The 22790-nt window shown below is 71.8% G+C and carries 23 protein-coding genes; 11 read left to right on the top strand and 12 right to left on the bottom strand.

Annotated features, from left to right (window positions below):
- Positions 1 to 76 precede the first annotated feature (76 nt).
- From AB0I21_RS04045 to AB0I21_RS04055, 3 genes are all read left to right on the top strand, one after another.
- Entirely contained in the window at positions 77 to 1702 is a 1626-nt protein-coding gene (locus tag AB0I21_RS04045; protein ID WP_360558908.1) for an HDOD domain-containing protein, read from the top strand.
- Positions 1703 to 2135: 433 nt separating this feature from the next.
- Positions 2136 to 2882 carry a tetratricopeptide repeat protein gene (locus AB0I21_RS04050; RefSeq protein ID WP_360558910.1) on the top strand — a complete coding sequence of 249 codons (747 nt, stop codon included), beginning with the start codon at positions 2136 to 2138 and terminating at the stop codon, positions 2880 to 2882.
- Between the two features lie 623 nt (positions 2883 to 3505).
- Positions 3506 to 3805, top strand: a complete 300-nt coding sequence (locus tag AB0I21_RS04055; protein WP_360558911.1) for a hypothetical protein — start codon at positions 3506 to 3508, stop codon at positions 3803 to 3805.
- On the opposite strand, the gene AB0I21_RS04060 is transcribed toward AB0I21_RS04055, so the two are convergent.
- On the bottom strand, positions 3796 to 5193 hold the full coding sequence (locus tag AB0I21_RS04060; protein ID WP_360558912.1) for a trehalose-6-phosphate synthase: 1398 nt from the start codon (positions 5191 to 5193) through the stop codon (positions 3796 to 3798). The two genes, AB0I21_RS04055 and AB0I21_RS04060, sit on opposite strands and share 10 nt — an antisense overlap.
- Positions 5194 to 5364: 171 nt before the next feature.
- Here AB0I21_RS04060 and AB0I21_RS04065 point away from each other — a divergent pair, with 171 nt between their 5' ends.
- Entirely contained in the window at positions 5365 to 6375 is a 1011-nt protein-coding gene (locus AB0I21_RS04065; protein WP_360558914.1) for a zinc-binding dehydrogenase, read from the top strand.
- A gap of 142 nt (positions 6376 to 6517) precedes the next feature.
- Here the strand turns inward: AB0I21_RS04065 and AB0I21_RS04070 are convergent, their stop codons facing one another.
- Positions 6518 to 7183, bottom strand: a complete 666-nt coding sequence (locus AB0I21_RS04070) for a DUF4253 domain-containing protein (RefSeq protein WP_360558915.1) — start codon at positions 7181 to 7183, stop codon at positions 6518 to 6520.
- Positions 7180 to 7839 carry a DUF4184 family protein gene (locus tag AB0I21_RS04075; protein WP_360558917.1) on the bottom strand — a complete coding sequence of 220 codons (660 nt, stop codon included), beginning with the start codon at positions 7837 to 7839 and terminating at the stop codon, positions 7180 to 7182. Before AB0I21_RS04075 ends, AB0I21_RS04070 begins: the two co-directional genes overlap by 4 nt.
- A 71-nt stretch (positions 7840 to 7910) precedes the next feature.
- Here AB0I21_RS04075 and AB0I21_RS04080 point away from each other — a divergent pair, with 71 nt between their 5' ends.
- Positions 7911 to 8645 carry a GNAT family N-acetyltransferase gene (locus AB0I21_RS04080; protein ID WP_360558919.1) on the top strand — a complete coding sequence of 245 codons (735 nt, stop codon included), beginning with the start codon at positions 7911 to 7913 and terminating at the stop codon, positions 8643 to 8645.
- Here the strand turns inward: AB0I21_RS04080 and AB0I21_RS04085 are convergent.
- Entirely contained in the window at positions 8635 to 9330 is a 696-nt protein-coding gene (locus AB0I21_RS04085) for a hypothetical protein (protein WP_360558921.1), read from the bottom strand. The two genes, AB0I21_RS04080 and AB0I21_RS04085, sit on opposite strands and share 11 nt — an antisense overlap.
- Before the next feature lie 68 nt (positions 9331 to 9398).
- On the opposite strand from AB0I21_RS04085, the gene AB0I21_RS04090 reads away from it, so the two are divergent.
- Entirely contained in the window at positions 9399 to 9854 is a 456-nt protein-coding gene (locus AB0I21_RS04090) for a hypothetical protein (RefSeq protein WP_360558923.1), read from the top strand.
- 103 nt (positions 9855 to 9957) lie between these two features.
- Positions 9958 to 10164 (top strand): hypothetical protein, encoded by a 207-nt coding sequence (locus AB0I21_RS04095; protein ID WP_360558924.1) that lies wholly within the window; start codon positions 9958 to 9960, stop codon positions 10162 to 10164.
- Between the two features lie 2 nt (positions 10165 to 10166).
- Here the strand turns inward: AB0I21_RS04095 and AB0I21_RS04100 are convergent, their stop codons facing one another.
- Positions 10167 to 10481 carry a hypothetical protein gene (locus AB0I21_RS04100; RefSeq protein ID WP_360558926.1) on the bottom strand — a complete coding sequence of 105 codons (315 nt, stop codon included), beginning with the start codon at positions 10479 to 10481 and terminating at the stop codon, positions 10167 to 10169.
- A 51-nt stretch (positions 10482 to 10532) separates the two neighbouring features.
- Here AB0I21_RS04100 and AB0I21_RS04105 point away from each other — a divergent pair, with 51 nt between their 5' ends.
- The 4 genes from AB0I21_RS04105 (at position 10533) to AB0I21_RS04120 (ending at position 15796) form a co-directional block, all read left to right on the top strand.
- On the top strand, positions 10533 to 12806 hold the full coding sequence (locus AB0I21_RS04105) for an excinuclease ABC subunit UvrA (protein WP_360558928.1): 2274 nt from the start codon (positions 10533 to 10535) through the stop codon (positions 12804 to 12806).
- Between the two features lie 606 nt (positions 12807 to 13412).
- Positions 13413 to 14513, top strand: coding sequence for an ABC transporter permease (locus AB0I21_RS04110; protein WP_360558930.1), 1101 nt, complete (start codon positions 13413 to 13415; stop codon positions 14511 to 14513).
- 41 nt (positions 14514 to 14554) lie between these two features.
- Positions 14555 to 15196 carry an ABC transporter ATP-binding protein gene (locus tag AB0I21_RS04115; protein ID WP_360558931.1) on the top strand — a complete coding sequence of 214 codons (642 nt, stop codon included), beginning with the start codon at positions 14555 to 14557 and terminating at the stop codon, positions 15194 to 15196.
- Between the two features lie 18 nt (positions 15197 to 15214).
- Entirely contained in the window at positions 15215 to 15796 is a 582-nt protein-coding gene (locus AB0I21_RS04120; protein ID WP_360558933.1) for a helix-turn-helix domain-containing protein, read from the top strand.
- Between the two features lie 64 nt (positions 15797 to 15860).
- Here the strand turns inward: AB0I21_RS04120 and AB0I21_RS04125 are convergent, their stop codons facing one another.
- The 7 genes from AB0I21_RS04125 to AB0I21_RS04155 all read right to left on the bottom strand — a co-directional run bounded on the left by AB0I21_RS04125 (position 15861) and on the right by AB0I21_RS04155 (position 22683).
- Entirely contained in the window at positions 15861 to 16427 is a 567-nt protein-coding gene (locus AB0I21_RS04125; RefSeq protein ID WP_360558935.1) for a hypothetical protein, read from the bottom strand.
- Between the two features lie 615 nt (positions 16428 to 17042).
- On the bottom strand, positions 17043 to 17813 hold the full coding sequence (locus tag AB0I21_RS04130) for an FCD domain-containing protein (protein ID WP_360558937.1): 771 nt from the start codon (positions 17811 to 17813) through the stop codon (positions 17043 to 17045).
- Between the two features lie 100 nt (positions 17814 to 17913).
- Positions 17914 to 18258 carry an L-rhamnose mutarotase gene (locus AB0I21_RS04135; RefSeq protein WP_360558939.1) on the bottom strand — a complete coding sequence of 115 codons (345 nt, stop codon included), beginning with the start codon at positions 18256 to 18258 and terminating at the stop codon, positions 17914 to 17916.
- On the bottom strand, positions 18255 to 19442 hold the full coding sequence (locus tag AB0I21_RS04140; RefSeq protein WP_360558941.1) for a mandelate racemase/muconate lactonizing enzyme family protein: 1188 nt from the start codon (positions 19440 to 19442) through the stop codon (positions 18255 to 18257). The genes AB0I21_RS04135 and AB0I21_RS04140 overlap by 4 nt, the downstream gene beginning before the upstream one ends.
- 28 nt (positions 19443 to 19470) lie before the next feature.
- Positions 19471 to 20406: a carbohydrate ABC transporter permease gene (locus tag AB0I21_RS04145; protein WP_360558943.1), complete on the bottom strand. Its 936-nt coding sequence runs from the start codon at positions 20404 to 20406 to the stop codon at positions 19471 to 19473.
- Positions 20407 to 20410: 4 nt separating this feature from the next.
- Positions 20411 to 21325 (bottom strand): sugar ABC transporter permease, encoded by a 915-nt coding sequence (locus AB0I21_RS04150; protein WP_360558944.1) that lies wholly within the window; start codon positions 21323 to 21325, stop codon positions 20411 to 20413.
- A complete protein-coding gene (locus AB0I21_RS04155) occupies positions 21322 to 22683 on the bottom strand; it encodes an extracellular solute-binding protein (protein WP_360558946.1) in 1362 nt (453 codons plus the stop codon). The genes AB0I21_RS04150 and AB0I21_RS04155 overlap by 4 nt, the downstream gene beginning before the upstream one ends.
- Between the last annotated feature and the right edge of the window lie 107 nt (positions 22684 to 22790).

Below are 22790 nucleotides of genomic sequence, written 5' to 3' on the forward strand. Positions count from 1 at the left end.
CACCTCCTGCGCGCGACCGGGTCCGTATTCCTCTGTTTTGCGGTAATCAGGGGGATTTCCGGGCGAAGATGACGGGGTGAGCCAGCCTGACGACGAGCAGCATGTGGTCCACGTCGGCCGGCAGCCGATCTACGACCGCGACGGCGCCGTGGTCGCGCACGAGTTGCTGTTCCGCGCCGGCGCGACCGCCGCGACCGCCTCCCGCCGCGACGCGCACGCCACCGCCAGGGTGCTGGTCGCGGCGTTCACGGAGTTCGGCCTCGACGAGGTCTCCGGCGGGCAGGTCTGCTTCATCAACCTGACCCGGGACTTCCTCACCGGCCACCTGCCGCTGCCGTTCGACTGCAGCCAGGCCGTCCTCGAGGTGCTCGAGACCACCGACGTCGACGAGGAGGTCCTGGCCGGCGTCACCGCCCTGCACGAGCATGGGTACACCATCGCCCTCGACGACTTCGTCTTCGGCACCAGCCACGAACGCCTCCTCGACGTCGCCACCTACGTGAAGATCGACATGCTGGACTCCGACGAGGCCACGATCCGCGCGACCGTCGTCAACTGCCGCCTGCACGCCCACCTGCAGCTCATCGCCGAACGCCTCGAAACCCCCGAGGCCCTCGACCTGGCGATGTCCCTGGGCTTCGAGTTCTTCCAGGGCCACGTCCTGGGCCGCCCGCACGTCAGCTCCACCGTCGCGCTCGCCCCGTCCCGCCTCGCCCGCCTGCGCATCATGGCCGCCCTCAGCACCGACGACGTCGACGTCGACTCGCTCGTCCCCCTCATCGGCCAGGACGCCGGTCTCAGCCTGCGCCTGCTGCGAGCCACCAACGCCGCGTCCTTCGGCCTCAACCGCACCGTCTCCTCCATCCGCGACGCGGTCGTGGCCCTCGGCCTGACCCGCCTGCGCCAGTGGGTCACCCTGATGGTCGTCGCCGACATCACCGAGGCCGACCCCGAGCAGCTGAGCCACCTGCTGATCCGCGCCCGCTGCTGCCAACTCCTCGCCGAGGCCGCCTCCCTTCCGGGCGAACCCGCGTACATCGGCGGCCTCCTGTCCGCCGTCGCCGACCTGTTCAACGAACCCACCACCCGCGTCCTCAACGGCGTCCCCCTCGACCCGTCCCTCACCGCCGCCCTCCTCACCGGCGCCGGCCCCCTGGGCCAGGTCCTCACCACCGTCCGCGCCTACACAACCCCCTCCCCCTCCGACCAGTCCCCCGCGTCCACCCCCCGCAGCCACACCGGAAGCACGGAACCCATCGAAAGCACCGAACCCGCCGGAAGTGCCGGATCCACTGGGAGCACCGAACCCGCCGGGAACGCCAGGCCCACCGGGAGCGCCGGACTCACTGGGGTTGCCGGACTCACTGGGGTTGCCGGACTCACTGGGGTTGCCGGACCAGGCAAACCCGCCGAACCTGCGGAACCTGTTGGCCCCGCCGGACCGCACGGTTTCGCTGAAAGCGCAGGCACAGCTGGCAGCGCAGGCACAGCTGGGAACGCCGGTCCCACGACTGAACCTGCCGAGTCCGCACACCCGGCCGGAGCCGCCCCGCCGGTCACCATAGACGACCCCACCGCGCTGGCATCCTTCTACCTCGCCGCGGTCCGCTGGACGAACACCACCCTCAGCGAACTCTCCAACGAATTCCGCCACCCCCAACCCGCCAACCGCACCACCGCCCCACTCCCCCAGAACCGCTGACCCCCGCCCGCGACAACGCCCCACCCACCACCCCACCCAGCCACAGCCCCGCCGCACCACCTTCGGCTCCGTCGCGCGACGACCGTTGCAGCGCCCGTCACAGCCGCACCCAGCCATGACGCCTCGGAAGCGCGCAGCAACCACACAGCACTCACCACCCACCACACCCAGCCACAGCACCGACTCGAGGGCAGCGCACGGCAACCGCACAGTGCTCGACACCGCCGCGCCCGGCCGTAGCACCGCCGCACCGGGCTCCAGCGCCGGCGCATCAGCTCGCGGGTGGCGCTCGGCAGCCGTGCGGTGTTCGGCACGGCTGCACCCAATTGCTGGACGGTCGCAGCGTTGGACGCGGTCCCGAGGCGGCCAGGGGCGACGGTGCGGCGGTTGGCGGTGATGCTGGCGGTGGCGGGGGTGCGCGACGATGGCTGGTGTGAGCCGAAGCCCTTGGCGCCGCTGGCTGCGACCCGACCGCGCCGCCGCCGCAGACCAGCCGCCTGCCGACCCGGGTGAGGCCGAAGCGTGGCACCGGCGGGCCGTCGCCGCCGACCCTGGGCGCACGCTGTCCATGGTGAAGCTCGCCGACCTGCTGCGGAAGCGCGGTGACACGGCCGAGGCCGAGTTCTGGTATCAGCGCGCCGCTGACGCTGGCGACCCGTTCGCCATGAGCACACTCGGCGATCTCCACCTGAACCGCGGGGACCAGGCCGGTGCCGAGACCTGGTTTCGCCGCGCCGCAGGCACCGGCTACGTCGTCGCCATCTGCAACCTCGGTGACCTCTACCGGGCCCGCGACGACCCTGCCGAGGCGGAGGCCTGGTACCGGCGGGCCGGCGACGACGAATACGCGATGAGCCGCCTCGGCAGCCTCTTCGCCCACCTCGGCGACGCCGGCCAGGCCGAGACATGGTTCCGGCGCGCGGCGGAGGCGGGCAGCACCTACGCGATGGACAGCCTCGGCGAGCTCCTCCGCGACCGCGGTGCCACCGCCGAGGCCGAGCGCTGGCTCCGCCGGGGTGCCGAGGCGGGCAACGACTTCGCCATGTGCAGCCTGGGCGAGCTCCTCCGCGACCGCGGTGCCGTCGACGAGGCGGAGCGCTGGCTCCGCCGGGCGGCCAACGCCGGTAACTCCCGTGCCATGTCCGCCCTCGGCGACCTCCTCGCGGGCGGCCAGACATGACCGCATGACTGCCAGGTAGGACACCGCTGCCGGACGCATGGGAGCCGGAGCCGGGCGCACCGCGGACCACGGCGGTGACGCGGGCTCGCCGGCCAGCACCCGGGCGTTGCGCAGGCGGGTCAGCTTCGCCGCGTGGCGGGCCCGCAGCCCGTGCGCGCGGGCCTCGGCAAACTCCGCCCTGACCCGGCGCTGCTCCTCACGCCGACGCTCCCACGCAGCAGCCGACGCCGCGAGACGCGCCTGCGAGTCGATCGAGCCAGAGACCGTGGAACGGCCCGCATCTGGGGCTGACAAAGAAAAGTAGGGTCGTGGCACTTGCCGCCTCCCCCCGGTAGGCGCTGCCCCACCATTCTCCCAACGCCCCAAAACCGCGTCCAGCCCGCGCCCGCCACATAACCCAACGCTGCCCCAACCGTTACACTCCGGCGTGCTTGCAGGGTTCGACGCGGTCACCGCGATGGGCGATGGAGTCAGCGACGCCGGACAGGCGTGGTCTTCGTGCGGCGGGAGAACCAGTCCTGCGCGCACTGGGGCATCCGCCGCGACGATCTCCAGTGGCGGACCCGCCGGTGGTCTACAGAACAGGCCGGACAGGCCGAGCGTGGCTGCCGTTCCTGGACCGCGTGTCGCTCGCTGCGGTCGAGATGGTGCTGAGCGAGTCGTTGTTCAGCACGGGGCACGTCCTCAGCGCCGGTGACCTGGCTGAAGACGTGCTGGCGGCCGTCCTGGCGCGGCTGCGCCGGATGCCGTTCCCCGAGTATCCGATGTGGGCCGGTGAAGCCGTGTCCCCCGTGCGCTGGTACGCGGCGCCGGGGCTGCTGGTGCGCATCGACGGGCCGGCTCCGCAGGCGTTGCTCTGGGCGAGCGGGCAGGATGAGCGGGATCTCGGCCTGATCAGCGAGGTGTTGCCGGACTACTGGTGAACGGGGACGCCGAGGGCGTCCAGGAACTCGCGGGCCCACTGGTCGACGTCGTGGGACTGGATGCGGGCGCGCATGGTGCGCATGCGGGTGGTGCGGTCGGCGGGTGGAGCGGCCAGGGCGGCGAGGATGGCGCGCTTCAGGTCCTCGACGTCGTGCGGGTTGGTCAGGAACGCCTCGTCGAGCTCGGCGGCGGCGCCGGTGAACTCGCTGAGGACCAGGGCGCCGAGGGCGTCGCGGCGGGCGGCCACGAACTCCTTCGCGACGAGGTTCATGCCGTCGCGGAGCGGGGTGACGAGCATGACGTCGGTGGCGAGGTACAGGGCGACCAGCTCCTCGCGGGACCGGTTCTGGAACAGGTAGTGCACGGGCATCGTGCCGACCTCGCCGAACTCGCCGTTGATCCGGCCGACCTCGCGCTCGACCCGTTCGCGCAGCTGCTGGTACTGCGCGACCCGCATGCGGCTCGGGGTGGCGACCTGGACGAGGACCACCTCGTCGCTGGACACCGCGCCCTCGGACAGCAGCTCGCCGAACGCCTCCACGCGCTGCTCGATGCCCTTCGTGTAGTCGAGGCGGTCGACGCCGAGCAGCATCCGCCGGTCGCCGCCCAGCTCGGAGCGCAGCCGGCCGGCCGCCTCCTGCACCTCGGGCGACGCGGCGAGCCGGTCGATCTCCGTGATGTCGATCGAGATGGGAAACGCGCGTGCCACGACGGTGCGGTCCTCGTACACCACGGAGTCACCGGACGGGTGGAGGCCGAGGAGCCGGTCGGTGAGCTGCAGGAAGTTCTGCGCGGCGAGGGGGCGCTGAAACCCGACCAGGTCGGCACCCAGCAGGCCGCGCAGCAGCTCGGCCCGCCGCGGCAGCTGCATGAAGAGCTCCACCGGTGGAAACGGGATGTGCAGGAAGAACCCGATCCGCAGGTCCGGACGCAGTCGCCGCAGCATCGCCGGTACGAGCAGCAGCTGGTAATCGTGCACCCACACGCTGGCGCCTTCCGCCGCGACGTCCGCCGCGGCCTGCGCGAAGCGCCGGTTGACCTCCTCATACGCCTGCCGCCAGTCCCGGCGGTACACCGGCTGCTCCACGAGGTCGTGGAAGAGCGGCCAGACCGTCGAGTTGGACTGGCCCTCGTAGTAGCGGTCGACGTCCTCGGCGCTCAGCGGCACCGGGCGCAGCTGGATGCCGTCGATCTGGACGGGCCCGGTGTCGTCGTCGGGGGCGCCGGTCCAGCCGACCCAGGCGCCGCCGGAGCTGCGCACGATCGGCTCGAGGGCGCTCACCAGCCCACCGGGGCTACGCGTCCACTGGGTCTCGCCGTGTTCGTCGGTGGTGCGGTCGACGGGTAGCCGGTTCGCCACGACGACGAACGAGTATCCGTCAGCCATACTCCTCGGTTTACCGCACGGGCCGCACCGGAAACCGGGAAGCCCGGATTTTCCCGGCGGCGCTGTACCAGTACAGCGCGGCGAGGCACCCCTCAAGGACCGCCGGAGGACCGCTACAGGACCGCTACAGGCGCCTTTCCGGGACGGCGAGGGTCGCGTACGGTGGCCGGCGTGCCCGCCGTCGAGATCGTCCTGCCAGGTCCCGTCGAGCCCGAAGGCATGCTGGCGTGCCGGAGGCCGGTGCCCGTGCCGGCGCCGCACGAGGTGCTCGTCGAGGTGGAGGCGAGCGGCATGTCCTTCGACGACATGCTGATGCGGCGCGGCACCTGCCTGGACCGCCGCGCGTACCCGATGGTGCCGGGCCGAGACCTGGCCGGCGTCGTCACCGCGACCGGCGACGCGGCCGACCCGCGGCTCGTCGGCCAGCGCGTCGCCGCCGTCGTGCCGGGCGGCGCCTGGGCCACCCACGTGACCGTGGACGCCGGCGCGCTCACGCCCGTGCCGGAGCCGCTCGGCGCCGTCGACGCGGTGGCGCTCGCCTATCCCGGCCTGCTCGCCCGGTACATGCTGCACGACGTGGCCCGCGTCCAGCCCGGTCAGGTGGTCGTGGTGCCGGGCGCGCCGGGCTGGGTCGGCACGACGCTCGTCCAGCTCGCGCGGCAGGCCGGTGTACGGGTCATCGGGGTGTCGAGCACCCGCCAGCTCGCCGAGACCACGGACCTGGACTTCGAGCCGGTCGACCACTGGACCGAGGACGTCTCCGCCCGGGTGCGGCAGCTCGCCCCGGGCGGCGTCGACGCGGTGTTCGACTCGATCGGCGGGCCGAACCTGGCGGAGTCGTGGGACCAGCTCGGCGCCGCCGGGATCCTGGTGTCGTACGGGCACAACTTCACCCGCGACGCGACCGGTGACCCCGCGGACCGGCAGGCCGCACTGACCGCCCAGTTCGACGCGTGGGCCGCGGCGTCGCCCGGGCGGCGGGCCGCCACCGCCGACCTGTTCGCCGCGGGCCCGCCCGACCCGGCGTGGGCCGGCACCGTCCTCAGTGGACTGTTCGGGTCCGCCGCCGAGGGACGGTTGCGCCCGTACGTCGCGGCGACGTTCCCGCTGGCGGAGGCCCCGGCCGCGCTGCGCGTGCTGGAGACCGGCGGCCAGGTCGGCCGGGTCGTCCTGACCGCGTAGCCGGGCTCAGTCCCACCAGGCGCGCCGACACCGCCGCGTGGCCGAGGCCGACGGCCAGGTCGGCGTAGCCGAGCTCAGTCCCACCAGGCGCGCCGACACCGCCGCATGGCCGAGGCCGACGGCCAGGTCGGCGTAGCCGAGCTCAGTCCCACCAGGCGCGCCACACCGTCGCGTGGCTGAGACTGACGGCCAGGTCGGTCAGCGTGTCCGCGCCGTAGTAGTCGTACTCGCCGTCGTTGTACACCCGGTACTCCGCGGCGAGCCGCAGCGCGCCGGCCCGGTCCCGCGGCGGCCACTTCACGGTGAACTCGGCGGTCGTGCCGGTCATCGCGACGAGCTCGGCGCCGTACCGGGCGTGGAAGTGCTTCAGGATCGCCGCGTGCTCCGCCGGTGTCGGGTACTCGTTCCACCCGCCGTAGTGCAGCGCGAGCGGCACCTGCCACGGCGCCGCGACGGGCACCAGCGCGACGAACACCTCCTCGGCGTACTCGGAGACGCCGAACCCCGGCAGCTCCGGCCGCGGCCGCCACTCACCCTCGCCGCGCAGCTCGGCGCGGAGCGTGTCGGCGTAGTCGCCGCCGTACCGGGCGAGCCGCCCCTCGAACCACCCCGCGAGAAGCGCCGCGCCGTCGTACCGCAGGGCCGCCTCATCCTCCGGCGACCGGATCCGGAACGGCGTCAACTCGTCCGGCGTCTCCGGCGTCATCAGCACCGGCCACAGCCCGGTCCCGCGGTGCTGCGCCCGCAGCCGCCACCACCATTCGAGGGAGTCCTCGCCGGGCACCAGGAACCCCCGCACAGCCGTCATGATCGCGACGATACCGCCCACGACGCAGCGAGCAGTCCCGCGGCCACCGCGCACAGCAGCCTGGCGCCGGTGGTGTGCGGCAGCGACGCCCCGGGCAGGAGCGGCGTGAGCGCGGCCAGCGGCAGCGTCACCGCGCAGGCCACCGTCCAGAACAGCGGCGGCCGGCGGCGGCGCGGTGGCGGGTCGCCGTGCCAGCGTCGCAGCAGCCGGCCGCGGCGGATCCACCCGACGGTCGCGGCCAGGCCGAGCGCGCCCAGCACGTGCATCACGTACTCCGACCAGGGGACCACGACCTCCAGCCGGTCGAGGGCCAGATGGCTCGCCGCGCCGAGCAGCGCCGACGACACGGTGACCGGCCACCCCGGCCGGTGCGGCCCGAGCACCCCGTAGTCGCCGGACCCCGGCAGGTGCGCGGCGAGCGCCGGCGCCGCCCGCCGGGTCAGCCACGCGACCGCCACGGCGACCGGCAGGCACCACGCGACGAGCCCGGGCAGCTGGTGCGACAGGGGCCAGACCGGCAGCCCGGAGCCGTCCAGCACGTACGCGAGGTCCGGCGCCACCGACCCGGTGACGAGCGCGACCCCGTCGAACCAGCGCGGCCGCCACACCTTCAGCGGCAGCACGGCGGCGGGGTGGGTGGGGAACGTCAGGGGCACCAGCGCGACGGTAACGGCGGCCGGTGGGGGCGGGGCGCCGGAACCGTGAAGATTCGGCAAGGATGGGGACCATGACGACGATCGAGGAGGCGCCGCTGCGGCAGGCGCGCAACTCCGCCGCCTTCTGGGCCGCGACCGGACGGGCCCGCGGGCACGAGGTGGTCCGCCGCCCCGGGTACCTCGCCGTCGTGGGCGACGCGCGGGCGGGCGTGCGGGTGCTGATCCAGCGGGCCGGGCTCGACGCCGGTGAGGTCGCCGAGATCACGGACCTGGCGGCTCAGGCACCCGGGCCGGTCGACGTCGAGGACCCGTTCAGCGCGACCGACCTGACCCACCTCGGCATGCGCACCTGGCAGATGCCCGTCATGCTGCGCCGGCCGGGGCCCGTGGGCGTGCCGGCGATGGACGTCTTCCGAGTCCGCGCCGAAGTCGATCTCCAGTCGGCCGAGCGGGCCGTGATCGACGGCTTCGAGCTCAGCCGGTTCACGCCGTACAAAAGCGGCGAACTCTTCCCGAGCGCCTTGATCGAACAGTCCGGGGTGGACGTGTTCGTCGCGCGGCTCGACGGGGAGGTCGCCGGCGCGTGCGTCACCGTCCTGGACGACGGGCTCGGCAGCCACTACTGGGTCGGGACACCGCCGAAGTTCCGCTCCCGCGGCGTTGGGCGGGCCGTCATGCTCGGCTCCCTCGCCCACCTCACCGGGGTGCCGGTCACGCTGACCGCGTCGCGCCTGGGCCGCCCCTTGTACGAGTCGCTCGGCTTCACGGTGGCGTCCCCGGCCACCTGGTGGTCCTCTACGCCGTGACCGAGAGGTACCACCACGTCGCGGCCTCGTCGTCCATCGCGAGCACCTGCTCGTCGGTCGGGCGGTGCCCGTCGGGCAGCGGCACCGACATCGCCCCGGTTCGCACCACGATCTCCCGCAGCCGCCCCACCTGGTCGGCGACGTCCGCGGTCACCTCGCCGCCGACGAGAATGTGTGGGCCCAGGGTGTACCAGAGTGCGATGAGCCGCACGTCGCCGGCGTGCTCGGCGGCCTCGGCGACGGCCAGGACGGCGTCGACCAGTAGCACCGGCCGCGGTGGGACCGCGTCGGCGCCGGTCAGTTCCCCGGCGTCGACCATCCGCTGCCACAGGGCGGTGCCGGCGTCGCAGTACAGCAGCGGCGGCTCGACGTAGCCGTCCTCCAGCTCCGAGTCGTAGCCGTCGAAGTCCTCGGCCTCTTCGTCGAACGTGCGCAGGGCCGTGAACTCCGTCAACCCGTCGAAGTACCCGCGTCGCCGCGCGTAGTCGGGGTGCCGGTCGAGCGGGAACCCGTACACGAACCGCCGCCGCCGCAACAGGTCGATGTCGCGGAAGTGCGTGATCGCCCCGTCGAACTGCCGCCCGAACGCGAGCAGCACCGCGAACCAGTCGCGTGGCCGGTCGTCGTCCGCGCGGTGGTGCGCGTCGAGGAGCCGCACCGAGTCCCACACCATGTCGTCGAACACCCGCGCAACGGTGTCACATCCGCGGGCCCGGCCTGGCGGTCGCCCTGGTCGCCGGCCCCGACCTCGTCGTGCTCGACGAGCCGACGAGCGCCCTCGACCCGCTCGGCCGCGCCGACGTCAGGGACCTGCTGCTGGCGTTGAAGGAGCGCGGGGTGGCCGTGCTGCTCAACTCGCACCTCATCGGCGAGGTCGAGCGCGTCTGCGACCGGGTGGTCATCCTCGACAAGGGCCGGGTCGCCGCCGCCGGTACGCTGCCCGAGCTGCTCGGCCGGCGGTCCCTGCACCTGCGCCTGGACGGCGTGTCCCCGGCGGCCTCGGCCCGGCTCGCCGAGGCCGGCGCGGTGACCTCCACCGGCGACCAGTTCACGGTCGCGCTGCCCGCGGACCCGGCCGAATCCCTCATCCCCGACCTGGTCCGCGACCTGGTCGGCCTCGGCGTGCGCGTCCACGCGGTCGAGCCGGCCCGGATCACGCTGGAAGAACGCCTGCTGGACATCCTGCGCGCCAAGACGGAGGACCGATGACCGTCCTGACGATCGCCTCGCTCACGCTGCAGGAGGCGGCGCGGCGCAAGGTGCTGCGGTCCCTGGCAACGCGAGCCTCGCCCAGGTCGGCACCGTCTCCAAGATGCTCCTGCCGACCGACGGCCTGTGGCGCGGCGCGATGCACGCCTTCCAGGACCCGACCCTGCTCAGCCAGTTCAGCGAGGCGTTCGAGGGCCACCCGTTCCTCAGCCAGACCGGCCTGACCCCCGCGTACGTCGCCTGGGCCGCGCTCTGGACCGGCGTCGTCCTCGCGCTGTCCGCCCTCGCCTTCCACCGCCGCGACCTGTGAACCTACCGCCGCAGGAGCGGCTTGCCGTCGCGGGCCAGGCCGTCGACGAGATCGGGCGTGGTCTCGCCGAAGCGGCGGTTGAGGACGTCGAGGTCCAGCGTGCCGCCGACGGTGAGGTCACCGTCGATCACGAACGCCGTCAGCTCGTCCGTGCCGCCGATGCCGGCCATCCTGTACAGGCCGCCGCCGGTGAAGTCGCCGTCGGCGTGGACGTCGCCGCGCCATACGAGAGCCGCATCGAACTCGACGTCGAACTCCTCGAAGGGGCTCGCCGGCAGCGCCGCGCCCGCGTCGTCGAACTTCTCCCAACGTGTCATGGGCGCAATGTAGCGGCCGAAAATGTCGGGGGGTCCGGCTATGGTGGCCCGGTGCATGTGGCAGACAGTCATGACCTGATCAAGGTCCACGGGGCCAGGGAAAACAACCTGAAGGACGTCAGCGTCGACATCCCGAAGCGCCGCCTGACGGTGTTCACCGGGGTGTCGGGATCGGGCAAGAGCTCGCTGGTGTTCGGCACGATCGCCGCGGAGTCGCAGCGGCTCATCAACGAGACCTACAGCGCGTTCGTGCAGGGCTTCATGCCGAGCCAGGGCCGGCCCGACGTCGACCTGCTCGAAGGGCTCACCACGGCGATCATCGTCGACCAGGAGCGGATGGGTGCCAACTCCCGTTCCACGGTCGGCACCGCGACCGATGCGAATGCCATGCTGCGGATCGTGTTCAGCCGCCTCGGCGTGCCGAGCGCCGGGCCGTCGTTCCACTACAGCTTCAACGTGCCCGCCGGCGCGTGCCCCCGCTGTGAGGGCATGGGCACCGCCAACGACATCGACCTCGACGAGCTGTTCGACCGGGACAAGTCGCTGAGCGAGGGCGCGATCACCATCCCGGGTTACAGCGTCGACGGCTGGCTCGTGCGGATCTTCACCGCGTCCGGCTTCGTCGACGCCGACAAGCCGATCCGCGACTACACCGAGCAGGAGCTGCACGACTTCCTGTACAAGGAGCCGGTGAAGGTCAAGATCGAGAACATCAACATGACCTATGAGGGGCTCATCCCCAAGGTCCAGAAGGGGTTCCTGCAGAAGGACAAGGAGGCGCTGCAGCCGCACCTGCGCGCGTTCGTGGAGCGGGCGGTCACGTTCACGGCCTGCCCCGAGTGCAACGGCACCCGGCTCAACAAGGCGGCGCTGGAGTCGCGCATCGACGGCATCAACATCGCCGACGCGTGCGCGATGCAGATCAGCGACCTCTCCGACTGGGTCCGCGGCATCAAGGACCCTGCGGTCGGGCCGCTGCTGGTGACCCTGCAGCAGACGCTGGACTCGTTCGTGGAGATCGGTCTCGGTTACCTGTCGCTGGACCGGCCGTCGGGCACGCTGTCCGGCGGTGAGGCGCAGCGCACCAAGATGATCCGGCACCTCGGGTCGAGCCTCACCGACGTGTCGTACATCTTCGACGAGCCGACCGTCGGGCTGCACCCGCACGACATCCAGCGGATGAACGGGCTGCTGCAGCGCCTGCGCGACAAGGGCAACACGGTCCTCGTCGTCGAGCACAAGCCCGAGACGATCGCGATCGCCGACCACGTCGTCGACCTCGGCCCGGGCGCGGGCGGCGCCGGCGGCACGATCTGCTTCGAGGGCACCGTGGCGGACCTGCGGGCCAGCGACACGCTCACCGGCCGCCACCTCGACTATCGGGCGGTGCTCAAGGCCGACCCGCGCAAGGCGACGGGTGCCCTGCCGATCCGCAACGCGTCCCGGCACAACCTGCAGGACGTGAGCGTCGACGTGCCGCTGGGCGTGCTGGTCGTCGTCACGGGCGTCGCGGGGTCGGGCAAGAGCTCCCTCATCCACGGCTCGGTGCCCAAGGGCGCGGGCGTCGTCTCCGTCGACCAGACCGCGATCCGCGGCTCCCGGCGCAGCAACCCCGCCACCTACACCGGCCTGCTCGACCCGATCCGGGCCGCCTTCGCCAAGGCCAACAAGGTGAAGCCGGCCCTCTTCAGCGCCAATTCGGCGGGCGCCTGCCCCAACTGCAACGGCAACGGCGTCATCTACACCGACCTGGCCATGATGGCGGGCGTCGCCACCGTCTGCGAGGAGTGCGAGGGCAAGCGCTTCCAGGCCGCCGTCCTCGACTACAAGCTGGGCGGCAAGGACATCAGCGAGGTCCTGGCGATGTCGGTGACGGAGGCGGAGGCGTTCTTCGCCGCCGGCCACGCGAAGTCGGCCGCCGCCCACGCCATCCTGCACCGCATGGCCGACGTCGGCCTCGGCTACGTCACCCTCGGCCAGCCGCTGACCACCCTCTCCGGCGGCGAGCGCCAGCGCCTCAAGCTGGCCATCCACATGGCGGAGAAGGGCGGCATCTACGTCCTGGACGAGCCGACGACCGGCCTGCACCTCGCCGACGTCGAGCAGCTGCTGAAGCTCCTCGACCGCCTCGTCGACTCCGGCAAGTCCGTCATCGTCATCGAGCACCACCTGGCCGTCATGGCCCGCGCCGACTGGATCATCGACCTCGGCCCCGGCGCCGGCCACGACGGTGGCCGCCTCGTCTTCGAGGGCACCCCCGCCGACCTGGTCGCCGCCCGCTCCACCTTGACCGGCGAGCACCTGGCCCAGTACGTCGGCGCTTAGCGCTGCCCGGCTCGGCTGCCCGCACGGCCTGCGGACAGCCGAGCCACCACCCCGCCACACCGGCGCCGGGTGGGTGTCGTCGCGTTGGCCGGCGCGGCACGCCGCCCAGCCTCGCCGGCCTGTCACGGACAGCGCCGGCCCACCCTCACCGGCCTGTCACGGACAGCACCGACCCACCCCCGCTGGCGTGTCACGGACAGCGCCGGCCCGGCACCGACCGCCGCGCGGACCGCTCCCGGTGTATTGAGGGCACCCCGCCGACCTCTCCGCCACCGCCCCGCCCTGACCTGCGCGGTACGTCGGCGCACAGCGGAAACCAGCTCAGCGCCCGCCTCAGTGTGCGGACAGCCGAGCCACCCCGTCACACGCCCGGGCGTTCCAGCCGGCCTCGTCGCGACCCGCTCCCACGCTGACCGGTGAGCCCCTGGCGCTTCGGTCGAATGTCGAGGTCATGGCGGCCGGGCCTCAGTCCTGCCGCAACGCGACAACAGCCCACGCCGCCCGGCTGCGAGGCGCCGCGGCCGTCCGTCCACCTCTCCCGCGCAGCTTGCCGACAGCGTGTCGGTATAGTTGCCGACACGCTGTCGGTAAATCCTAGGAGGGGTCATGTTCCTGGCGTTGCGTGAGCTGCGGTTCGCGCGTTCTCGGTTTGCGTTGATGGGGGCGGTGGTGGCGCTGATCGCGGTCCTCATGGTGCTGCTGTCCGGCCTGTCGTCCGGGCTGGTGAACGATGGCGTGTCGGGGTTGCGGCGGATGCCGGTCACCGCGTTCGGGTTCGCCGAGGGAACCCGGGTGGACGGCGCGTTCTCGCGCAGCGTCGTCGATGAGAAGCAGGTGGAGGCCTGGCGCGGGCAGCCCGGCGTGGAGGCGGCCGAGCCGTTCGGCAACATGCTGGTGAACGCGCACAGTGGCGCCGGGGCGCCGATCGACCTGGCGCTGTTCGGCGTGCGACCGGGCTCGTTCCTGGACCCGGCGCCGGCCAGCGGATCGCGGCTGGGCAGCGCGGACGGGCTGGTCGTCTCCAACACGCTGCTCGACGCCGGGCTGCGCCTCGGCGACACGGTGACCATCGACCGGCTCGGCGTGCGGCTCACGGTGGTCGGGGCCACCGCCGATCAGCGGACGTTCGGGCACGTCGACGTGGCCTACCTGCCGCTCGACACCTGGCGCCGGATCCACACGGGCGCCGACGGTGAGGCCACCGCGGTGGCGATCAAGGCACGTGCGGGCGCCACGCTGGACCTCGCGGCCGGGGACGCCGCCGCGGGCACCACCAGCCTGACGCTCGCCGACTCGTTCGCGACCTCGCCCGGCTACACCGCCGAGACGTCGACCCTCACGCTCATCCAGGTCTTTCTGTACGCCATCTCAGCCCTGGTCGTGGGCGCGTTCTTCACGGTATGGACCATCCATCGCCGGCAGGAGCTGGCCGTCCTGCGAGCGATCGGCGCGTCCCGGGCGTACCTGCTGCGCGACGGCCTTGTCCAGGCACTGCTCATCCTGCTGGCCGCCTGCGCCGCCGGGGTGCTGGCCGGCCTGGGCATGGGCGCCCTCGTAGCCGGCGGAGACGTGCCGTTCACCCTGGAACTGCCTGCCGTCGCGACCGCGGCCGGGCTGCTCATCGTGCTGGGCCTGCTCGGCGCGGCTACCGCCATCGTCCGTATCGCCACGGTGAACCCGCTGACCGCTCTGGGAGCACAACGATGACACTCGACACCGCGACCCGCACCGGATTGCGCCTGGCCGGGGTGACCCTGCGCCTGGGCGACGGCGACGACACCATCAAAGCGCTGGACGCGGTGAGCCTCACCGTCGCGCCCGGCGAACTCGTGGCGGTGGTCGGGCCGTCCGGCGCCGGCAAGTCCAGCCTGCTTGCCGTGGCCGGCGGGCTGACCGTGCCGGACGAGGGCGGCGTGACCGTCGACGGCAACGATCTGGCCGCCATGAAGCCGGCGGCGCGCACCGCCTTCCGGCGCGAGCATGTCGGCTTCGTCTTCCAGAACGGCAACCTCATCCCGGCGCTGACCGCGATCGACCAGCTGCGGCTCATCCAGCACCTCAACCGGCGCCGGACCGGGGCGCAGGACGCCGCACAGTTGCTTGCCGAGGTCGGCATGGCCGGCAAGGCGCACCGGCGCCCGCACCAGCTCTCCGGCGGCGAACGGCAACGCATCGGCATCGCCCGGGCGCTGATCGGCGGCCCGTCGCTGCTGCTGGCCGACGAGCCGACAGCGGCACTCGATCGGGCACGCAGCCACGAAGTGGTCGAGTTGCTGGCCCGCGAGACCAAACGCGCCGGGGTGGCGACCGTCATGGTCACGCACGACACTGATGTGCTCCAGCACTGCGATCGGGTGGTAGAAATGGTCGACGGAAAGCTGTCCGGCTAGGCGACTGAAGGAGGCACGGTGCCGCGCATCTCAGCGCCCACCGTCGCTGAGCACCGCGCCGTCAAGCATCGCGCGCTGCTCGACGCGGCCCGTGCCATCCTGGCCGAGGAGCCGGGCGCCGCTCCGTCACTCGCGGCGGTCGCCGGTCGCGCCGGTCTGGCCCGCTCCTCGGCGTACGAGTACTTCCGCTCTCGCCGGGACCTGCTCGACGCACTGATCCAGGACGTGTTCCCCCGCTGGTCGACCCGGGTGACCGACGCGATGGCCGCGGCGGGCGCGCCGGACGCGCAGGTGCTGGCATACGTCGACACCAACCTTGAGCTGGTTGCCGAGGGTGAGCACGCGGTGGCCCGCGCCCTCGCCGCGATCGCGCCTGGTCAGCAGCTGGACGACAGCAGTCGCGTCATGCACGAGCAGCTGTCCGATCCGCTGGTCGACGCGCTGCGGGCGATGGACCTGCCGGACCCGGCCACCACCGCCAAGATGATCAACGCGATCGTGTACAGCGCGTCCAGTCTCATCGAGGAGGGCGGCGACCCTGCCCACATCCGCGCCCGAGCTGGTGAACTGCTCGAGCCGTTCCTCCGCGACGCGCGGTAACCGGCGCCCGCGACGAGCGCTGGGCTCGGCGGTGCCGCGCACGATGGGCCGTAGCCGTGCCTGCCTACTCGGCGCTGTCCTGCGAGCTCAGGTGGAGGTCGCGCTGCGAGATCCGGGCGTTCGGGAACGCTGCCGCCAGCCGCCCGCTGAACTGCGCCGCGCCCGTGCCGTCCGGCAGCGTCTGATCCGGCGTGGCGTACCAGACGAGCCCGGCGCGCAGCGTCATGCGGACGAGGGCATAGCTGTGCCATTCGCCGGGCTCGCCGGGACGCTCGTCGCGGTACGAGCCGGTGGTGCGCACCACGCGGATCCGCCTGACCCGCGCCGGGTTGATCGCCTGCACCACCCCACCGGCGCGCCGCACCAGCACGACACCCGGCCGGCCCGGCTCCGTCCAGACCCGCGAGATCCTCCGACGGCGTGACCTGATCAGATGCGCGAGCAGCAGGCATGGCCCAGCGATCAGCGCGAGCCCGAGGAGCGGCACGAGACCAGGTGACCGCACACCACCGGCGATCCCGAACACAGCGACCATGAGCAGCGCCGCACCCGCCAGGAGCGCGCGGGGCCGCCCGGGCGCCGGCTCGTCGGTGTGGTGACTCCACAGCACCTGCTCCACGCCGGCCGTCATGCACCCATCATCGACGGTCGTCACCGGTGCGCCAAGCACCGTCCGCTGCGGCCACTGTTCGGGATGCCGCTGCCGGCGATCTGCGCCGCTCGGCTGAGCGCCGGTCGATCCACCAGGAGCGCCGGCCCGCCGCGCCGAGCGCGACGACACCGAGGACGATCTGGGGCAGCAGCACCAACAGCGGCGGGCGGGGCAGTCCGGTCGACGCCGGCGCGGCGAAGGATCAGGAACGCGGGTTCGCGCAACGGGGTCTCCACACCTTTCGGGGAGGCCCACCGACCCCCTTGAACAAAGGTCGGACGAGGGGCCGGGATATGAGGACGGACCGGGCGCTGCACGCAGTAGCCGCAGCGCATCCTGCGGCGGGACCAGATGCTCACGCAATTTTCGTTATCCGCGGGACGGTGAATGAGTCCCAATGCGCCAATGGATAAGAATGCGATACCGAAGACCAACGATCCCTTGACTCGGTCCCGCTATTCACGCACATTGAAACCCGTGGCACGCCACTCCGGAAAGACCGCCCGCCCGTCGGCGTCGCGTCATCGCGACAACCAGGCGCGTGGGGGCGGGCTGGAGCATCGCGGTGCGGCGACAGTCGCCGTCGAGATGCCGCTACCGGTGCAGCCGGCCGGGGTCTGCGCCTTCGCCGCGCCGGACCAGCCACGCGTCCGTGATGTGCGCGAACATCGCCTCCGCCGCACCTGCCGCATCCTGCGCGGCGATTCGCTCGTAGATGCGTCGGTGGCCGCGGTTGGCCTCCTCCCGCAGCGCGCGGTCCGTCCTGCCCACGTACCGGTCGATGTTGGCCACCTGGTGCTGCAGCGACCGCACCACGGCCCGGCCGATCCGGTTGCCGGACGTCTGCATGATGACGTCGTGGAAGGCGGCATCGTGCTGGTGGAAGGTGTCGGCGTCCTCGACGGTGCCGTCCATGAGCTCCACGCACGCGAGCATCCGCTGCAGCGCCTCCGCGTCGGCCAGCCGGGCGGCGACATTCGCCATGTCGGACTCCAGGAGCCGGCGGGTCACCACGACGTCGTCGAGGACCGCCAGGTCCTCGTCCACGGCGATCGCGGCGGCGAGCACCAGCTCGTCGAGCATGTCCCACATCGCCGGCGGGTTGACGACCGTGCCGCTGCCCTGCCGGACCTGGACCAGTCGCTTCTCCTGCAGGATCTTCATGCTCTCGCGCACGACGGTCCGGCTGACGGAGTAGGTCTCGCACAGCACCGGCTCCGGCGGCAGCACGCTGCCCGGCTCGTAGGTCCCTCCGACGATGCGCTCCACCAGCTCGGCGGTGAGCGCCTTCGCGAGGCTGGCGGGTCCTCGAACCCACCCCGGGGGTGGTGAACCGTCCACGGTCGAACGCTGTGATGCCGTCATGTGCCCTCCGCCGACCCGCCGCGGCCAGGTGCTGCGGGTCGGCCAGAGTCTACCGAGCGACGCGGGCGGATGTGACGTGCCGCTCGCCTTCCCATGCCGCTCACGCCAGGTGCCAGATCTCCTCCAGCGGCTGCCACAGCGCACCGGGGTTCCGCTCCTCGACGACGCGGATCTGGCACGGGTCGGTGTGCGTCCACCACTCGCGGGTCACCGGGTCCTCGGCGACGCGGGCCAGGTCAGCGGCGTGATCGTCGCCCACGTACTCGTAGTAGGCGAAGAGCAGGTCACCGACGATGAAGATCGAGTAGTTGGTGATGTGCGCGTCGCGCAGCGTCTGCTCGACCTGCGGCCACACGTCGCGGTGCAGCCGCAGGTACTCCTCCCGCCGCTCCGGGCGGACGCCGACGATGAACGCGTGCCGCTCGACCCGCCGCGGCGCGCTCACCGGCTCGCCCCGTCGGCCGCCGGCACGCCCCGACGCTCCTCGCGGCGGGCGTCCGGAATGATCCTCAGCCCGGCGCGGGACGGCCGCACGTGCGGGCCGGCGACCGCGACCGTCGAGGTCATGACCCGCAGGGCGGCGATGGCCGCCTCGTCGACGCGGATGCCCAGGCCGGGCTCGTCGCCGAGCACGATGCCGCCGTCCTCGTACTGCTGGTCGACGGTGAGGCCGATCGGTGCGTTGACGTCCTGCACCTCGAAGACCAGATGGTTGGGCACGGCCGCGGCGGCGTGCGCCGACGGGTTGGCGTGGTAGGCGACCGCGCTGACCGGCAGGTCGTGGGCGTGCGCGAGCGCGGCGACCCGCAGGAAGTGGGTGATGCCCCAGACGTTGCCGACCTGGACGATGTCGACGGCGTCGGCGTCCAGCAGCGGCCGGTACTGCTCCAGGCCCGTCAGGTTCTCCCCGGTGGCCACGGCGGCCCGGATGCCGCGGCGGACCGCTGCGAGGCCGGCGGCGTCCCAGCGGCGCACCGGCTCCTCGACCCAGGTGAGATCGACGGTGCGCTCCAAGGCCGCCACGAACCGCACCGCCTGGGTGCGGTTCCACGACTCGTTCGCGTCGAACATGAGAGCCGGCTGCGCCGAGTTGCGTCGCAGCACCTCGTGCAGCGCCTCCAGCCTGCGCAGGTCCCGCTGGACGTCGTGGCCGCCCTTGAGCTTGGCGGCGCTGAACCCCCGGTCGGCGAACCCCTCGTACAGGCGCACCAGGGCGTCGTCGTCCAGGGCGATGTCCAGCCCGGAGGCGTAGCCGGGCACGAACCGGTCCAGCGCGCCCAGCGTGCGCCACAGCGGCTCGCCGGCGGCCTTCGCCTTGAGGTCCCACAGCGCCATGTCGATCGCGCCGATGGCGCCGAAGGTGGCGCCCGCGTGCCCGGTCTTGAATACCCAGTTCAGCATCCGGTCGTACAGGGCCGAGACCGCCCGCGGGTCCTCGCCTTCCACGGCGCCGAAGACCCGGTCGATGTCGCCGTGCTGGCCGAGCCCGACGCCCTCCAGCCCCGTGTCGGTCTCCACGATCAGCACGTGGACGTCGGTACGCGGCTCCGACATCACCCCGTTGGCGTCGCCGATCAGCCGCCCCCAGTCATGTTTCGTCGTCAGGCTGCGGTATCCGGTGACTTTCACGCGTGCTCCTTCTGGGCGTGGTTCGGTTTCACTCTTTGGTGCCTCCTGCCGTCATGCCCGCGACGAGGAACCGCTGGGCGAACACGAAGACGATCAGCACGGGCAGCACGGACACGACGGTCGCCAGGGCGAGCGTCGGCAGCTGCACCGACTGGGCGCCGGCGGAGCTTGGGTTGAAGGCCGGTGTCGAGGCGAGCAGCGACGTGAGGCCGACCTGGACCGGGTAGCCGTCGCTGGACGGCAGCATCACGAAGGGCAGGAAGAAGTTGTTCCAGCTCTGCACGAAGCTGAAGAAGGCGACCAGGGCGACGATCGGCGTCGCCAGCGGCAGCGCGACCTTGGTGAACACCTCCAGCTCCGAGCATCCGTCGATGCGGGCCGCGGCGAGCAGGTCCCGCGGGACGCTGGTGGAGAAGTAGATGTACGTGAGGTACACCCCGAACGGGAAGAACGACATCGGCAGGATCACCGACAGCGGGCTGCCGATCAACCCGACCACGTTGAGCTCGAGGAAGATCGGCAGCACCAGCGCGGTGTTCGGGATGAGCATGACGACCAGCGTCAGCACCAGCAGCGACCGGCGGAACCGGAAGTCCGTCATCGCCATGGCGTAGCCCGCCGGGATGCTGGCGACGAGCGTGATCGCCAGCGCGCCCACCGCGTACAGCGCGGAGTTGCCGACCCATGCGGTCACCGCACCGTCCTGGAAGTCGAACAGCTGGCGCCAGTTCGCGGCCAGGTCGGCCGGGGTGCCGGGCAGGAACGGGCTGCCGACGAGGAGATCGTGCGCCGACTTCGTCGTGGCCAGCAGCAGCCAGACGATCGGGATGACGAAGAACAGCACGAAGACGGTGAGCACGACCGCGACGAGCGCGCGGCCCGCGCCGCCGCCGGCACCGGCGCGGTGCCCTGTGGACGGTCCGGCCGGCACCCGGTGCGGGCGCCGGGTGACCAGTGTCGTCATTGACTCAGTCCCTTTCGAACAGCCCGCCGCGCGTCACGAAGACGGCCGACAGGGCGAGGGCGATGACGAGCAGCAGCAGCGAGATGGCGGCCGCGGCGTTGAAGTCGTTCTGCTGGAACGCGTACAGGTAGGCGAGCTGGTTGAGCGAGTAGTCGTTGGGCACGATCGCGTTGCTGGCCTGGGACAGCAGCTGCGGCTCGACGAACAGCTGCGTGCCGGCGGCGAGCGACATGATGCCCATGTACGAGATCCACTTGCGCAGCAGCGGCAGCTGGATGCGCCAGGCGATCTGCACCGGCCCGGCGCCGTCGATGCGCGCCGCCTCGATCACCTCGGCGCTGATGTTGTTCAGCGCGCCGTACATGATGACGATCCAGCCGCCCGCGCCGGTCCAGAACGCGATGACGGCGAAGATGAGCGGCAGGTGCGCGGGCGCGATGACCTGGTTGAAGCTGTCGAACCCGAGCAGCCGCAGCAGCCCTCCGACGGGGCTGGCGGTCGGGTCGAGCACGAACAGCCACAGCAGCACGCTGGAGGCGCCGGCGACCGCGCCCGGCAGGTAGAACACCAGTCGCAGGGTGCGGCTCAGCCATCGGGCGCCGACGGCGTGCACCACGATCGCCAGGAACGTCACCAGGACCACCAGCGAGATCAGCCAGATCGTCAGGTACCAGGCGACGTGCCCGACGGCGGGCAGGAACCGGAAGTCGCCGACGACCTTGGTGAAGTTGGCGATGCCGGCGAAGGCGCCGCCACCGTCGGTGAACGCGAGGTACAGCGCGTAGCCGGCAGGCAGGATGCCGAAGGCGACCGCGAGCACGGCGTAGAGCGCGACGAAGGCGTAGCTGACCGCGCTGCGGTGCTCCGTGAGGCGGGGCCGCCCGCCCGGTCGGCGGGCGGCCTCTGCTGCCGTTGTCACGTGACCTTGTAGCCGTCGACCTGGGCCTGGTTCTTGATGGCGGTCTGCCACTCGGGGAGCAGACCGACCAGGCTCTTGCCGCTGACGATCGCGGGGGTGACGGTCTTGGCCCAGATGGCCTCCTGGCTGAAGATGCCGGAGCCCCATCCGCCCCAGATCTGCGACCCCGCCTTGACCATCGCCTGCAGGTCGGTGGCGTAGTAGCCGCTCGACTCCTGCTTCTTGATCCACTTTTCGGCGGCGGGCGCGTACGCGGGGTACCCGGGGGCGACGTTCACCTGGTAGTCGTCGGCGGTGGTGACGAACTCGACGAACTTCCGGGCGGCCTTGAGGTTCTTGGAGTGGCTGCTGATGAACCAGGTGGCGCCGCCGACGTTGCCGGTCGCCGCCTCCTCACCCTTCCAGGCCAGCGGCGCGGCCACACCGAGCTGGCCCTTCGGGACGTTGAGCGACTGCGGGTTGTTGAAGATGGCGCCGGCGTACCACGCGGGGCCGGGCATCAGCAGCACCTTGTTCGCGTAGTTCTTGACGAACTCGGGCGAGAACACGCTGACGGTGGGCACCGTGCCGTTCTTGATGAGGGTGTCGAGCATCGAGGCGGCGCGCTTGCACTCCGTGGTGCCGGTGTTGACGGTCACCGCCTTCGGGCCGGTGATGCCGTTGGCCTGGCACTTGCTGCTCCAGAGGTAGATCTCGGGGGTGAACGCGTCTCCGGCGGCGCCGACGATGTAGCCGGGGTGTTCGCGGGCCACCTTCTCGCCGAGGGCCTGGTAGTCCTCCCAGGTGGTCGGCAGGGTGTAGCCGAACTGGTCCAGCAGCGTCTTGTTGTGCCAGAGCACCACCTGGGCGAGGTCGTTGCGCAGGCAGTACACCTTGCCTTCGACGGTGCACGGGTTGAGCGCACCGGCGGTGAACCGGTCCAGGGTCTCCTTGGCGACGAGGCCCTGGTCGAGCACGGCGGCGAAGGCCTGCTTGCCGTTGCTCTGCTGGCTGGCCCAGGCCGCGTCGTTGTTCTGGGTGGAGAAGACCACGTCGGGCCAGCCGCTGCCGGCGCGGTCGAACAGCTGCATCTTGGTGCGGAACGAGTTGGACCCGTTCGCCGACCCGTCGTAGGTGACGGCTTCAAGCTGGACGTCGGGGTTGGCCTTCTTGAAGGCGTCGACGGCCGAGGACCGGTCGGCGTCGACCCACACCGTGAGTTTCGCCTTGTCGTCCTGGGCGGCCTGGGGGAATCCGTAGGAGCCGGAGGTGGTGCCGCTGTCGCTGCCGCAGCCGGCGACGGTGAGGGTGAGGGTGAGGGCTAACGCCGCCGCACCGACCCACCGCCGGGTCTGTCCGTGCCGTGCCTTTCCGACCATGTTCGTGTCCCTTGTGTCGAAGACTATGAGGATCACCGATGCATCGCGCCCACAACATAGGGCATACGTATGACGTCTGCAAGCGCCTGTAACATATTCGTATTACG

The sequence above is a fragment of the Dactylosporangium sp. NPDC050588 genome, from assembly GCF_040654975.1.
Classification (GTDB): Bacteria; Actinomycetota; Actinomycetes; order Mycobacteriales; family Micromonosporaceae; genus Dactylosporangium; species Dactylosporangium maewongense.

Excerpts from the sequence above, each read along its gene's own strand:
- AB0I21_RS04110 (WP_360558930.1), top strand. The coding sequence starts at position 13,413 with ATGTTCCTGGCGTTGCGTGAGCTGCGGTTCGCGCGTTCTCGGTTTGCG.
- AB0I21_RS04100 (WP_360558926.1), bottom strand. The coding sequence starts at position 10,481 with ATGACACGTTGGGAGAAGTTCGACGACGCGGGCGCGGCGCTGCCGGCG.
- AB0I21_RS04070 (WP_360558915.1), bottom strand. The coding sequence starts at position 7,183 with ATGACGGCTGTGCGGGGGTTCCTGGTGCCCGGCGAGGACTCCCTCGAA.
- AB0I21_RS04130 (WP_360558937.1), bottom strand. The coding sequence starts at position 17,813 with ATGACGGCATCACAGCGTTCGACCGTGGACGGTTCACCACCCCCGGGG.
- AB0I21_RS04125 (WP_360558935.1), bottom strand. The coding sequence starts at position 16,427 with ATGACGGCCGGCGTGGAGCAGGTGCTGTGGAGTCACCACACCGACGAG.
- AB0I21_RS04095 (WP_360558924.1), top strand. The coding sequence starts at position 9,958 with ATGCTCCTGCCGACCGACGGCCTGTGGCGCGGCGCGATGCACGCCTTC.
- AB0I21_RS04080 (WP_360558919.1), top strand. The coding sequence starts at position 7,911 with ATGACGACGATCGAGGAGGCGCCGCTGCGGCAGGCGCGCAACTCCGCC.
- AB0I21_RS04155 (WP_360558946.1), bottom strand. The coding sequence starts at position 22,683 with ATGGTCGGAAAGGCACGGCACGGACAGACCCGGCGGTGGGTCGGTGCG.
- AB0I21_RS04145 (WP_360558943.1), bottom strand. The coding sequence starts at position 20,406 with ATGACGACACTGGTCACCCGGCGCCCGCACCGGGTGCCGGCCGGACCG.
- AB0I21_RS04060 (WP_360558912.1), bottom strand. The coding sequence starts at position 5,193 with ATGGCTGACGGATACTCGTTCGTCGTCGTGGCGAACCGGCTACCCGTC.